Below are 12902 nucleotides of genomic sequence, written 5' to 3'. Positions count from 1 at the left end.
CGCCGCACAGGGCAAACTGTGATCCCTAACTCCAGCCGCTATTAGACGGCGAACAGGAGAAGGAGAGCGATGAGCAGCGAGAAGATGCCCAGAGCTTCCGTAACGGCGAAGCCGAATACCAGACGGCCGAACTGGCTGTCAGCAGCCGACGGGTTGCGCAGTGCGCCGGTCAGGTAGTCACCGAAGATACGGCCGAGAGCGAGGGACGTACCAGCCATGCCGAGGCATGCGAGACCCGCGCCGATGTACTTTGCTGCTTCCGCTTCCATATGGATACTCCTTCGAAATGGTTGTTGCGGCTGTTCAGGACCCGGTTAGCCGGGACCAGCGACTTATTTCTCAGTGACCACCATGCACAGCGTCATTCAGGTACATGCAAGTCAGTACCGCGAAGACATAGGCCTGCAGGAAGGCGACGAGAAACTCGAGGGCGGTCATGGCGACCGTCATGATAAGAGGCAGGATCGCTCCGCCGACACCGAGAGCACCAAGCGCGCTCATGGAGGCTACAAAGCCGGCGAAGACCTTCAGCGTGATGTGGCCAGCCAGCATGTTGGCGAAGAGACGAACCGAAAGGCTGATCGGACGCGAGAGGAAGGAAACAACCTCGATCGCAGACACGAGCGGCAGAAGGGCGCCGGGAACACCCGACGGCGCAAAGATGCTGAGGAAGTGAATTCCGTGCTTATAGAAGCCGTAGATCAGCACCGTCAGGATCACCAGCATCGCAAGGGCGAAGGTCACGATAATCTGCGACGTCACGGTAAAGAAGTAGGGGAACATGCCGAGCAGGTTTGCTGTCAGCACGAACATGAACAGCGAAAACACCAGCGGGAAGAACTTCATGCCGTGGCTGCCGGCGCCTTCGCGCAGCATGGAGGCAATGAATTCATAAGACATTTCAGCAACCGACTGAGCACGTGTCGGGATCAGACCGCGGCTGGATGTCGAGAAATACAGGAAGGCCGACGCGCAAGCGACAGTCACGACCATGAAGAGGGATGAATTGGTGAACGAAAGGTCAAGCCCGCCAACCTCGATCGGAACAATCGTCTTGACAAGAAACTGGGAAGTGGGATCGTTTGCCACGTTCTGCTCTTTCGCTTTTGCCGCCTGAGCGGTTTTCTTTCCGTCCTGCTTGGATCGCCTCAGCGATCCTCGCCCTTCTCTTTCAACTGCGCCACGCGGTCGGATGGATGGGGCGAGGCCACCAGCCCTACAACACGCAAGACATTCAGCACTCCGGCACAAAAACCAAGCAGGAGGAAGATGATCAACCCCCAGGGCGCCGTACCGGCAAAGTGGTCCAGGAGATAACCGAGAACAGCGCCTACGAAGATTGCGGAGATGAATTCACTGGAGATCTTCATGGCCTGAGCATAACCCTTGCGGTTATCCTCGGCCTTCTTCTCAGCTTCTTCTTCACCCTTCGTCGCTGCATGGCGCGCTGACAGTTCAGCGTTGAGCCTTGCCCGACGTTCTTCCAGACTTTCTTCCCGATCACCCGTCATGGCTTCCTCCGTCCGTCACGCTTGCTTTCCGGGCCGTTTTGCGCCCGATATGAATGCAGAAACGGCGGGATAGAAACCTTTTAGGCCCGCTTTGAAGTCGGGCGCACCATAATTTTGAGGACCACCATAGTCAAGCTATAGGAGCAGCAAGTTTCACTACAAATTAATCATTATATTTCATAGGCTTACGGCATTCTGCGCAAAAGGTAGCAGATAAGTGTCGTCAAATGAGGCCACTTCGTCGCGGCACTGCAGCAGAATCTGTTCAGAATGAGGCTTTGCTCACGCGTAGTTGACCAGAAGCGGCAATGGAGCAAAGCAGGCGAGCGGGGCAAGCGTTGTGGATGTCGATCACAAGTCACATTTCTGCGCATCCTAAGTTGCCGAGGGGGACGTCGTGGGCAGAGTTTTCGGGAGAATCGCACTTGCAATCGTGCTCGGCTGGTGGCTCGGCGTGGAGATGGCGATGTGGATCGACAGCCAGTCCAACCTTCTTCCGATGTTCACGATCCCAGTCGGGATCGCCGTCGTCTCGCTGTTGATCTTCCTTATCATGCCGCTTATGGCGAAGGCGCTTTACCGCTACCTCCGCTCCGGGGAATGACAGGGAATGTCGATCATAGGGATCCTTAGGATCGACATTTGGTCATGAAACATCAGCTCCACCCGCCACCATAGGTGCGATAGAAAATGTGCTTGCCGATCTTGTCCACGCGCTTCATCGTCGGCGCCCATGCGGGCCAGACATAGGTGGCGTGGTAATGCGTGGCGGAGCCAACTTCGGGGAACCAGATCTTGCCCGCTGTAACGGCCATTGCGATATCCTTGGCAATCTGCCAATGGCGCGGTGAGCCTATCCGATCCGGGATGCGATCGCAGGCGAAGGAGAACTGGCAGCGGTTGCGCCAGTCCTGGTTCTGATAGACCACGCCGCAAATCGAATTCGGGTAGTAGGGGTTGCGCACGCGGTTCAGGATGACCTGCGCAACGGCCGCCTGCCCCTTCACAGATTCACCACGAGCCTCAAAGTAAATGCCTTCTGCAAGGCACTTCTGCTCACGATCACTGAATACGGCCGCCGGAAGCGGCGTGGCAGCCCAGGCATGATCCTTGGGGTCGATATCCGGCACGAAACGACCGCGCCTTTCGTCAGTCAGAATGGATTCGAACGGCGACTCGGTCGCAAAATCGGGCGGCGGCGGCGCATAGGCGGTTGCCAGCACATCAGGATTGCGGTTGGTCACGAGATCGGCCAGCATGACGGGGATCGCCGGATCCTTCGGCAGATCATCGCGCCGGAAGTAAAAGCTTGCGAGTTCAACCGAAGGCTTTTCCGTCTTGACGAAGGCGGCCCTGTCTTCACGGGACTCTTTCGGTAACAGAAGAGACGTCGTGCGCTTCAGTACAGAACCTGCGCTGAAAGCCGGCGGCGGCTGCATCTTTTCGACAGCAACCACCCTGCCCTTCTTGAGCTGACGCGTGACCCGCATTTCATCCGGTAGCGCCTCGGCGGTTGCCTTGCCGCCTTCAAAGGCGATCAGGCTGCCATCGGCCAGGGCCAGACCCGCATTCCCGCTTATCGCGGAGGATTGGCTCTGGTCGGTGAAGGCAAGTTTTGCCTCATGGATCGAGCCTGCTGGCGAGGTCGTCAAAACCATGCGCCAGTTGCTCGCGCCTTTGTCGAGACCGGTCAGGAGACCCGCCATATCGGCATGCGCAGCAATTGTAGGAAAGGCCAACCAGGCGGCAAAGCCAAAGACCAGAGGCGAGGTCCAGTTCTCAAGACGAGACAGGACCTTCTTCGAAGGACGGATCGAAAGACGCAAAACCGGACTCCAACACTGGGACTCTTTTACTTCATAAACAATCGCTTATTAACCTTTATGCGAGGTTAACGCCCGCTATGGACGGCCCCTAAAGAGCAATGGAGAGGCGGCTCTATTGTGGCAAGCCGATAAATCCATCTCAGATCATGACATGTGTCTACAGTTCAACGACGCGATTTGCCGGAAGACTGAAGCGCTACGGAGGATGAGCAGCAGCAGGTGTGACCGCTGCCCCATCTAGAGCGTTTCCGGTGAAAACGGGATCACCTGAAATGCTCTATCTATTTGTTTCTACGCAGTCCGGACGCAAAACTGCTGACGCACTTTCGCTGGACGTGCACTAAGAGCCGGTGTCGACAAAGGGCCGGAGCGCCACCCTTCTGCGCAAAACGCAGGGAGAGCGTTCGACAGATTGACGATTGTCACGGAACCGCACTTGCTGTCCAAGCATGCGACGCCCGGTCACGGAGATGAAGTTCGAACGGGACCGGTAAGCCGCCAATCTTTAGCGGCATGGCCAATCAAAGCCAGCCTTTCCAACGGAAAAACAGAAAGGGAATCACTGCAGAAAGAAGCATGGCCACAAGCGCCAGCGGATAGCCCGTGCTCCATTCCAGCTCCGGCATGAACTTGAAGTTCATCCCGTAGATCGAGGCGACCAGCGTCGGTGGAAGAAAAACAACAGAGGCGATGGAGAATATCTTGATGATCGCATTTTGCTCGACGCTGATCAGGCCAAGCGAGGCATCCAGCATGAAGGAGATGTTGTTGCCAACAAATGCCGCATGCTCATCGAGCGACTGGATATCGCGACCGACGAGCTCGTACATTTCCCGCGCATCCTGATCAAGCCTGACCTTCGGCTGGGCCTGCAGGAAGGCCGCCATCCGCCCCAGTGAAACGAGGCTGCTGCTGGCCTTGCTGACCAGTTGGTGGTGTGCCGCAATATCCAGAAGCTTGTCTTCGAGAAAACCGGGTGGTCTGCGCTTTGCTGCCTTGCGATCAATGAAGACTGCGACGGATAGCTCATCGAGTCTTGTCGCCAGCATCTCAAGAACCTCGGCCGTTCGATCCACCACGGCCTCGAGCAGACGGCCAAGAAGCAATGCAGCCGAAGCGCAATGAAAATTGGGGCGCAGCAGACTGGAACTGAAAGCGGCAAATGCCTTGGGCTCGGCATAGCGTATTGTAATGAGGCGGTTGCCGAAAAGGATAAAGGCAATATCGGCCAAATGGGGCAAATCCGCTTCCACCTTGTAGATCAGGGAGGCGGTCATGAAGATGGCTTCATTTTCAACATAAAGGCGACTGGAGGGCTCTATATCCTTGAGTTCATCCCGTGTCGGCAGCGCAAGCGACAAGAGCTCTTCCACCAATATCGCCTCGTCACGCGTGGGATGGATGAGGTCAAGCCAAATGATATCGGCATCGAGGTCTGTAGGTCGTTCTGACAGCTCGACGATCTCAAGACTGCCATTTGCACGATACGCGCGGATCACGATCTTGATGCCTTCACGGTGAACGACCTCCGGAACAGAGTCTACCGAAAGCAAACACCTATCACACGTCAATTACAAGGGCGATTTTGCGATGCAACACGGCTTCAATGCACGACGCATTGTTCTGCGTTTGAATACGACGTTAGCCAAAGACGGATTCTGCCGTTCCGGGTATCCGCCTTACTCAAAGACGATCGCTGGAGCTTTACGACCCGATCGCAAGCCGACCTGATCCCAGACCTTCTTCGCAATCCCGCGATAGATCTCTGCCTGCGGGCCTTGGGGATCCGAGACCACAACAGGCGTTCCGGCATCCGAATTCTCGCGGATGGCGATCGTCAGCGGGACCTCGCCAAGGAAAGGAACCCCAATTTTCTCGGCTTCCGCCCGCGCACCGCCATGGCCAAAGATGTCGTAGCGATTGCCGGTATCCGGGGCGATGAAATAGCTCATATTCTCGACGATCCCGAGGACCGGCACTTCAACCTTGTTGAACATGTTCAAGCCCTTGCGCGCATCGATGAGGGCAAGATCCTGCGGCGTGGAGACAATGACGGCACCTGATAGGGGGACCTGCTGCGCCATGGTAAGCTGAGCGTCACCGGTGCCCGGCGGCATATCGACGATCAGAATATCGAGTTCGCCCCAGGCAACTTCGCGCAACATCTGCATCAGCGCCGACTGCACCATCGGCCCACGCCAGATCATCGCTGTCCCTTCATCCACCAGGAAGCCCATGGACATGACTTTCAGTCCATAGTTTTCCATCGGCACTATGATGCGACCGTCAATCTGCTGGGGGCGCCCCGTCAGACCAAGGAGCTTGGGCATGGAAGGGCCATAGACGTCTGCATCCAGAATGCCGACCCGCAATCCGTTGGCCTGGAGGCCAAGCGCCAGGTTGACCGCCGTCGTGGATTTTCCAACCCCACCCTTGCCCGAAGCCACGGCAACAATCGAGGCAATGCCCGGTATGCCAGCCTTTCCTCGCGGCGCCGGCTGTTGGCCGGCACCATGAGAGTGACCGTGGCTGTGTCCCTGCGGTGCAGGTTGCGGACGCGGCGGTGGGGCACCAGTGCCCTGCTTTCGTTCAGCGGTCATGCTGACCAGCGCACCCTTTACCCCGGGGATGGCTTTAACCGTGCTTTCGGCGGCCTGACGCATGGGCTCGAGCTCGTTTGCACGTTCCGCCGGGACGCTGATGGAAAAATAGACTTTCCCATCGGAGATGAAGATATCCGACACCATCTTGAGTTCGACGATGCTGCGCTCCAGATCGGGTCCGCGCACGCCGGATAGTGCTTCCAGAACCTGCTCACGGGTGACGTCGCTCATGTGATCCTCATCAATTGGAATGTCTGTCCCGGACTAGATAATGAAGGCTTGCGCATTCGCCAACCGCCAAACTGGAATTGGCTGCCCCTTGCGGCTCTCTCCATGGTGCAAAAGAAAAAGCCGCCTGCGGAGTTTTCTCCTGCCGGCGGCTTTCTTGCGGCACCCTTGGCTGGGCGCCATGCAACGTCCCCTCTGGACTGACGATAGAGATGCAGAAAGCGTGCCAGTTGCAAAACGCTCATGCAGACGTCGGAAATGGCCTCTTTGATTGGAAGCGGCACCCTGCACTGGTGAAAGTGACGGCATGCCTGCTTGCACTGCACAAAAAACCGTCAGGCCGACCGGTCCAAAATACTTATTTAATCAATCCACTGCGGATTGCCTTGGCAACCGCCTGAGTACGATTCACAGCATCGAGTTTCTTGGTGGCGCGGTTGAGATAGTGGTTGATCGTATGCTCCGACAGGCCAAGTATCTCGGCAATCTCAACGCTCGTCTTGCCGGCAGATGTCCAGTTCAGGCAATCGATTTCCCGCTCTGTCAGCACATCCGAAGTGCGCACATCCATGTCGCGGATCTGGGCAAGCCGGTTGTAGACATGGATGGAGATGTAGGAAAGCTCGATCATCTCAGCAGCCGAGAAGGCACTTCGGTTGCCATGTAATGACACTGCACCGCGCGTACCACCCGCATCGTGTACAGGGAAATACGCGCCCCGGTTCATGTTGAAGCGGTGGAAAAGCGCCTTAACTGAAGAGGTATTGTCCGAGGGCTCCTTGGCCGCAGCATCGTCCATGTCATATTGAAGCGGCGTCGAGGACCGACGCAAGCGCTCCAAAATGGTGCTGCGCGTCAGCATGGCGGCACCGTCATATTCTGTCAAAAGATCAGCTGGCCAATTGGTTATGATCGAATTCGGCGACAATTCGCGCGACGTTACAGAAGGCATGTTCACCACCATGAACGTCCGCGAGAAATAGCGTTCCACAAGCCGCTTCATGAAGCGAAAAACATCGAACTGCGTCTTGAAGGTCTCAATCTCGGTGACCAGGGCCGTTACAGCTTCGACACCCAGTGCCTCTCTCGCTGCAGCTGAAGGTTCTACATTCGCCATGACGTGATCATTGTTGGAGCGTCCGTCCTGCAAGGGGGCTTTCCCATTCTAAGAACCAAAACTTCCTACAGCCGCATAGCTGGCTCGGGACAGCAAGGGTCCAGTGTTAATCTGCGCGATACTAAAAACGAAACTCTTGTGGACGTCGACCAAGGTCCAGATCAGCGCCAATCATTGCGCCAGGCTTGTTCTGATCCCCGAAATCTGCCCCTTCGAGCAAGGTTCCTGAGCGCCCCCCAGCGCCACGAACCTGCGGACCATAGACTTTAAGTGGCCTCAACGTCCATAACCCCACTTTATTTTACGGTAAACCCCTGCCAAAAAACAGAAAAACATCGAGACTGGCCCAAATTTAATCGCAGGGAGACACACCATGGATGCCAAAGAGCCCTTTTCGGGTCAAGTTATTGCCGATGACAGGCTCAAACTGGGTGAAGGACCTAGTTTCGAGGTGGAAACGGGAACTCTATGGTGGTTCGATATCCTCGGATGCACCCTTTATGATTACCATCTGAAAGACCGCAGGCTGTCAAAGCACACACTGCCCTTCCATGGCACGGTGATTGCGCGCGTCGATGATGCAAGACAGATGATTGCATCCGATCAGGGTCTTTTCATTCGCCAGCGTGCCGACGGACAGATAACGCCTTTTGTAGCTCTTGAAAGCGACCAGCCCGGCAATCGGTCAAATGATGGCCGGGTGCATCCATCCGGCGCGCTTTGGATCGGCACGATGGGACGCAAGGCTGAAACAGGTGCCGGTGCCATCTATCACGTCGCAGGAACGAAAGTGACCAAACTCTTCAGCGCCATCAGCATTCCAAACGCGATCTGCTTCTCGCCCGATGGGAGCGTCGGTTACTTCACCGATTCCAAAGACAATCGGATGATGCGTGTGGATGTCGACCCCAGAACCGGACTTCCCATCGGCGCGCCGTCCGTACTGGTCGACGGACGCAACCGTGACGGCGTGTTTGACGGGTCTGTCGTGGATATGGACGGCACTATCTGGAACGCGCGCTGGGGCGGGGGCTCGGTGGACCGATACAAGGCCGATGGCACTTTGCTGGCCCGTTATGACGTCCCGGCTCAGCAGGTCACCTGCCCTGCCTTCGTTGGCGAGAACCATGATCGACTGATCGTCACCTCAGCCTGGGAGGGAATGTCGACAGAGGCGCGTCATGCAGATCCGCTGGCCGGCGCCACATTCGAACTCGGTGTTGCCGTCAGGGGCAAGCCTGAGCCATCGTTCAAATTCTAAACGGGGTTGCAGCATCCAAATCGGCTTTCATCCATCCCGCGGATGCATCGGGGTGGAGCTTTCAGAAGGGTCGCGAAACCATGTTGCGACCCTTTTGTTCCCTGACGACACCAAAAGATTTGCCTCGCCATCGAAGGAACCAAGTATTCCTGCAGGCATTCTCTCATCGAACCGATGCAAAGCAAAATCGTTTTGCTTAAGGCGCATACTATAGTTGCATCAAAACTTGGCATGCTTGCACAGGTTCAAGAGAATTCTTACAGAAGGTAGGCTATCATGAACAAGTCGTTTAACACTCTGGCAGCAGCTATTCTGCTTGGCTCCACTGCAATTGCACCGCTGGCCATTGCTCAGGATGCCACCGGCGGCGCTTCCGGGACGACCGGCGTTGTCCCGTCGACAGATACAATGGCACCAGTTGATCCGGCTATGCCCGAGGGAGGCAACTCTGGGACTACCGCAGACCCCTCAACAGCGACCGGCAATACTACAATGGGTACCGGTAATAATGCCGTTACAGATCCCAACGCGGCAGCGACCATGAATGCCGATGCCGCAGGCGAAATCCAGGACTACGTGACGACGCAGACGGAAGGTCAGATGCGGGTCAGCGATTTCATGGGCCAGGCCGTTTATACGGCAGACAACGAGACCATCGGCGATATCAACGACCTGCTCGTCCAGCGTGACGGCGGCATCGTTGCTGCAGTCGTCGGCGTCGGTGGTTTCCTCGGCATTGGCGAAAAGGACGTCGCATTGCCGATGAGCAAGATCACGCTGACGCGGGAAAACACGGAGGGTGACGTCGAGGGCGAAGTTCGCCTCATGACCACGGAAACTGCGGACAGCCTGCGCAATGCACCGGAATTCGTTCCCCTTGACGAGCAGGACGATGTGATGAACGACCGGATGGGCGAGCCTGCAGCGGATGCTGTTCCCGGTACCACCGGCACCACGGGCACAACAACCCCGTCGACGGACAACTAACCTGGAACGGGCCATGTGCCACAGGGTCCATAAGGCGGCGCCGATTGCGCCGCCTTTTTCGCACGCAAAGTCAGCGAGGGCGAATCACCCAACAGTTCGTTCGACCAATGCGAACTCGTGGTGATGCTCTTTAAGATAACGCATCGTAGTTGCTGCGTCGGCTGGCTTGCCGAAATAGTAACCCTGCCCCATGGCGCAGCCAAATTCCCTGAGCTTCTGGGCTTCGGTCGCAGTTTCGATCCCTTCGGCGACCACCTCAAGGCCCAAGCCATCGCACATTGTCACGATCGCCCTGATGATATGTTCAGACGTCCGGTCTGTCGTCAGCGCTGAGACGAATGCTCTGTCGATCTTCACCTTGTCGAATGGAAAATCGCGCAGACGGCCTAGGCTCGACTGTCCGGTTCCGAAATCATCCAGCGAAATGCGGATGCCCGCGCTTTTCAGATCGTGAATGATGCGGCGTGCGGTCTCGGCAGAGGTCATGACCGCCGTTTCAGTTATTTCCATCTCCAACCTTTGCGGATCGAAACCGATCCGGTTCAAGATCGCCAGCGTGTTGGTTGCCGTGCGGGTGTCCATCAGCTGACAGGAGGAGAGATTGAAGGACAGGAAGAGATCGCGCGGCCAGGACAGGGTGGCTTCGGCAGCCTTGTAAAGCAGCGTCTCGGAGAGGGTATCGATGAACCCGCGTTCTTCGGCGAGGGGCACAAAGACCGATGGTGACACGAAGCCAAGATCGGGATCATTCCAGCGGGCCAGTGCTTCAAAGCCAAGCACCCGGTTGTCAGAGAGGCGAACGATCGGTTGGAAGTGCACATCCACATTATCGTTGATGATGGCGTTACGCAGCGCTTGCTCGAGCTGTGTTGCCCGTCGCATTTCCTGAGCAATTTCCCGCGAATAGACGGTAATCTGGCCACGGCCTCGACGCTTTGAATGATAGAGCGCCGTTTCTGCACTCTTCATCAGTTCCTCGAATTCTTCCCCGGCAAAGGGATAGACCGCGAAACCAAGCGATGCCGAAAGTCGGACATTGCGATCGCCGAGGTCATAGGGCGCAGACAGCACGTCCTTGATCAGATTACCCGCACGCTCGGCGCCAAGACGTTCGAAGACCAGAGGCAGGATTATGGCAAACTCATCGCCATCATGACGTGTGACTGTCGCTCCGTCCGGAACGCAGGCTTTGAGCCGGTGCGCAACCTGGCACAGGATTTCATCTCCGGCCGCCTGCCCGAACAGGTCGTTGATCGGCTTGAAGCCATCGAGGTTTACGATGCCCACGGTAAAGGGTGCAGGATCGGCAGCTCGCTCGATCGCGATCTGGCGCACCTTGTCGCGGAGCCGGTAGCGATTGCCAAGACCGGTCAAATGATCGGTATAGGCCATAGCCTGAAGCTCGTTCTGGGTAGGCTGCTCTTTGGCAGGTCCAGCGTGGCCCATGAAAATTCCCTGATGCAGTCCGCCTTACATTGTTTCAAGATGGGGCGGAAAAATTAAAAAAATCATAGCGCTGGCCCAAAGTTGGTCACAGTTCCTCGCCCATGATCTAGGGTGTTGACACTGTTTCAGTGTTTGAAGGCTGCCGCAACCTCCGGCAAAACCCGTCGGATAACACTCTCGAGCATGTCGGGGCTGAGAGGTTTGAGGATCACATCTGCCATACCCGCTGCAAAACAATTCTCGCGATCCCGGTCCAGGGGCTGGGGCAAAACGCCAACGATCGGTACCGCATAACCGGTATGACGGTTCGCGTCGCGAATACGGCGAGCGGCCTCGAATCCATTGATATCCGGCAGCGTGATATCCATCATGATGACGGCGGGATGGAGCTCTCCTGCAAGCCTGATTACTTCAGTGCCGCTCGCCGCGATCCGATAGGCGAAACCGAGACCCTCCAGAATCTGTGAAAAGACGATCTGATTGACCGGATTGTCTTCCGCAACAAGAACCAATGGTATGGGACCTGTCGTGGGGGTCGCGACCTCCGCTCCCGTGTCGATTTCCCAGTCGTCGACTGGCGCAACAGTATGCAGCGCTGTCAGACGATCCATAACGGTAAAGCGGAGGTCGGTATCGACCTGATAGTTTTCGAGAGTCATATAGTCGATCTCGAAGGACTGGATGATGCCGAGGCAACCGACATCCATCTCCACATCGACGATTGCCAGATCGACATTGACGCCGACGGAACCAGCGATGTTGAGGACAGCCTCCAACTCGGCCTCATTGCGAACGCAGCAGCTGTCGAGACCAAGCTCCTCCAGAACTTCCAGCGCATTTGTCTCGAAAGCCCTATCGGCTGTGACCAATAGTGCCTTGCGACCGGCAAGGCGAGCATTCGGCGAGAGGCCCTGACGATCATCAAAGGGTTGATCTGCCAGAGCATCAGCGACGACGTGGTCCCGTTTGCCAGACAAGGCAGTCGTTGACACGAAGCTTGAGACAACGAAATAGCGTCCCGGCTTTCCGACCCTCTGGATGTGAACGAGCATCGGAATCGCATCGTCGGGACCGGATCCTACGGGAATGGTCACTTCGGCATCTTGCCCGTTTTCCAGCACATGCCGCGCGACCGTCGTCAGCCGGTCAGCAATCTGCCGATCAAAGAACTCGGCCAGACCGCGCCCGAGACTCGCCTCCGCATTGACGTCGAGAAGAGCGCACAGGGCCTTGTTGACGGCGACGACAGCCAGATCGCGATCCTGAACGAAGACAGGATGCGCTAGATTGTCGAGGATCTCCTCGGTGAGCTGAACCCTCTCGACATCAGCACGCCATTGCTCCTCCCGCTTCTTCTGCTCGGTGATGTCGCTCATCACGCAGATGCCGTAACCGGAGGGCAAGCGTCGCTTGTTGTAGCGGGTCCAACGGCGTTTCTCGTCAACGATCTGGATGTCGAGCCGTTCTTTCCAATGCGCCGCAATCTGTCGGGCCAGCCATTCATCCTTGTTGTGGCAGGTCGGATCTTCCTGTCCCGCGCTGACACCTCGCCAGCCGGTGTCATAAAGGGCACTCAGCAGATCGCGCAAGCGAAGGCCGGGCTTCAGATATGCCGGAGAAATCGGAATGAAGGCATGGGCTAGGCGCGAGACAAACAGAAGCTGGTCGTTCCGGTCATAGACGAGAATCGCGGCCGAGATCGCCTCGGACACTGCATCCAGCAACGCCGCCTGAATGTTCATGTCAGCCGCTGGATCGATCAGACCGTCTTGTCCCATGGTGACGCGCGGGACCGCCGAATACTCGCTCACACTGTCGCCTCGCGGGGTTCAAAGGTCAAAAGCCTTCAGTCCCCCAGTTCTCTTGGGATAGAAGATGATGCGGGCATGCCGTTCATACACTTGAGGGAGTGGCACAAGGGTT

12 protein-coding genes are annotated in these 12902 nt (G+C 56.8%); 3 read left to right on the top strand and 9 right to left on the bottom strand.

Going from position 1 to position 12902, the window contains the following annotated elements:
- Positions 1–41 precede the first annotated feature (41 nt).
- From FE840_RS08315 to FE840_RS08305, 3 genes are all read right to left on the bottom strand, one after another.
- Positions 42–269, bottom strand: a complete 228-nt coding sequence (locus FE840_RS08315) for a F0F1 ATP synthase subunit C (protein WP_006726635.1) — start codon at positions 267–269, stop codon at positions 42–44.
- Positions 270–339: 70 nt separating this feature from the next.
- Positions 340–1089, bottom strand: coding sequence for a F0F1 ATP synthase subunit A (locus tag FE840_RS08310; protein ID WP_138285324.1), 750 nt, complete (start codon positions 1087–1089; stop codon positions 340–342).
- 59 nt (positions 1090–1148) lie between these two features.
- Positions 1149–1511: an AtpZ/AtpI family protein gene (locus FE840_RS08305; RefSeq protein WP_138285325.1), complete on the bottom strand. Its 363-nt coding sequence runs from the start codon at positions 1509–1511 to the stop codon at positions 1149–1151.
- Between the two features lie 397 nt (positions 1512–1908).
- Between FE840_RS08305 and FE840_RS08300 the strand changes: the two genes are divergently transcribed.
- Complete coding sequence (locus FE840_RS08300; protein WP_138285326.1) at positions 1909–2115, top strand: hypothetical protein; 207 nt, start codon at positions 1909–1911, stop codon at positions 2113–2115.
- A gap of 52 nt (positions 2116–2167) precedes the next feature.
- On the opposite strand, the gene FE840_RS08295 is transcribed toward FE840_RS08300, so the two are convergent.
- From FE840_RS08295 to FE840_RS08280, 4 genes are all read right to left on the bottom strand, one after another.
- A complete protein-coding gene (locus FE840_RS08295) occupies positions 2168–3337 on the bottom strand; it encodes a cell wall hydrolase (protein WP_138285327.1) in 1170 nt (389 codons plus the stop codon).
- A gap of 521 nt (positions 3338–3858) precedes the next feature.
- Positions 3859–4836, bottom strand: a complete 978-nt coding sequence (locus tag FE840_RS08290; RefSeq protein ID WP_138285968.1) for a magnesium transporter CorA family protein — start codon at positions 4834–4836, stop codon at positions 3859–3861.
- A 180-nt stretch (positions 4837–5016) separates the two neighbouring features.
- A complete protein-coding gene (apbC, locus tag FE840_RS08285; RefSeq protein WP_138285328.1) occupies positions 5017–6171 on the bottom strand; it encodes an iron-sulfur cluster carrier protein ApbC in 1155 nt (384 codons plus the stop codon).
- A 355-nt stretch (positions 6172–6526) separates the two neighbouring features.
- Entirely contained in the window at positions 6527–7285 is a 759-nt protein-coding gene (locus FE840_RS08280) for a helix-turn-helix transcriptional regulator (RefSeq protein WP_138285329.1), read from the bottom strand.
- Positions 7286–7658: 373 nt separating this feature from the next.
- On the opposite strand from FE840_RS08280, the gene FE840_RS08275 reads away from it, so the two are divergent.
- Positions 7659–8546 (top strand): SMP-30/gluconolactonase/LRE family protein, encoded by an 888-nt coding sequence (locus tag FE840_RS08275; RefSeq protein ID WP_138285330.1) that lies wholly within the window; start codon positions 7659–7661, stop codon positions 8544–8546.
- Between the two features lie 276 nt (positions 8547–8822).
- Positions 8823–9533 (top strand): PRC-barrel domain-containing protein, encoded by a 711-nt coding sequence (locus FE840_RS08270; RefSeq protein WP_138285331.1) that lies wholly within the window; start codon positions 8823–8825, stop codon positions 9531–9533.
- Positions 9534–9617: 84 nt separating this feature from the next.
- Here FE840_RS08270 and FE840_RS08265 read toward each other — a convergent pair whose 3' ends face one another.
- A complete protein-coding gene (locus FE840_RS08265; RefSeq protein WP_138285332.1) occupies positions 9618–10979 on the bottom strand; it encodes a putative bifunctional diguanylate cyclase/phosphodiesterase in 1362 nt (453 codons plus the stop codon).
- A 125-nt stretch (positions 10980–11104) separates the two neighbouring features.
- The gene (locus tag FE840_RS08260) at positions 11105–12790 is read right to left on the bottom strand and encodes a response regulator (protein WP_246318874.1); all 1686 of its coding nucleotides are present in this window, start codon (positions 12788–12790) and stop codon (positions 11105–11107) included.
- Positions 12791–12902 lie beyond the last annotated feature (112 nt).

The organism is Peteryoungia desertarenae, assembly GCF_005860795.2.
GTDB classification, from domain to species: Bacteria; Pseudomonadota; Alphaproteobacteria; order Rhizobiales; family Rhizobiaceae; genus Allorhizobium; species Allorhizobium desertarenae.
The sequence above is the reverse complement of the archived record's forward strand: the minus strand, read 5'-3'. Positions and strand labels throughout refer to the sequence as shown.

Excerpts from the sequence above, each read along its gene's own strand:
- apbC (WP_138285328.1), bottom strand. The coding sequence starts at position 6,171 with ATGAGCGACGTCACCCGTGAGCAGGTTCTGGAAGCACTATCCGGCGTG.
- FE840_RS08270 (WP_138285331.1), top strand. The coding sequence starts at position 8,823 with ATGAACAAGTCGTTTAACACTCTGGCAGCAGCTATTCTGCTTGGCTCC.
- FE840_RS08305 (WP_138285325.1), bottom strand. The coding sequence starts at position 1,511 with ATGACGGGTGATCGGGAAGAAAGTCTGGAAGAACGTCGGGCAAGGCTC.
- FE840_RS08275 (WP_138285330.1), top strand. The coding sequence starts at position 7,659 with ATGGATGCCAAAGAGCCCTTTTCGGGTCAAGTTATTGCCGATGACAGG.
- FE840_RS08315 (WP_006726635.1), bottom strand. The coding sequence starts at position 269 with ATGGAAGCGGAAGCAGCAAAGTACATCGGCGCGGGTCTCGCATGCCTC.
- FE840_RS08265 (WP_138285332.1), bottom strand. The coding sequence starts at position 10,979 with ATGGGCCACGCTGGACCTGCCAAAGAGCAGCCTACCCAGAACGAGCTT.
- FE840_RS08280 (WP_138285329.1), bottom strand. The coding sequence starts at position 7,285 with ATGGCGAATGTAGAACCTTCAGCTGCAGCGAGAGAGGCACTGGGTGTC.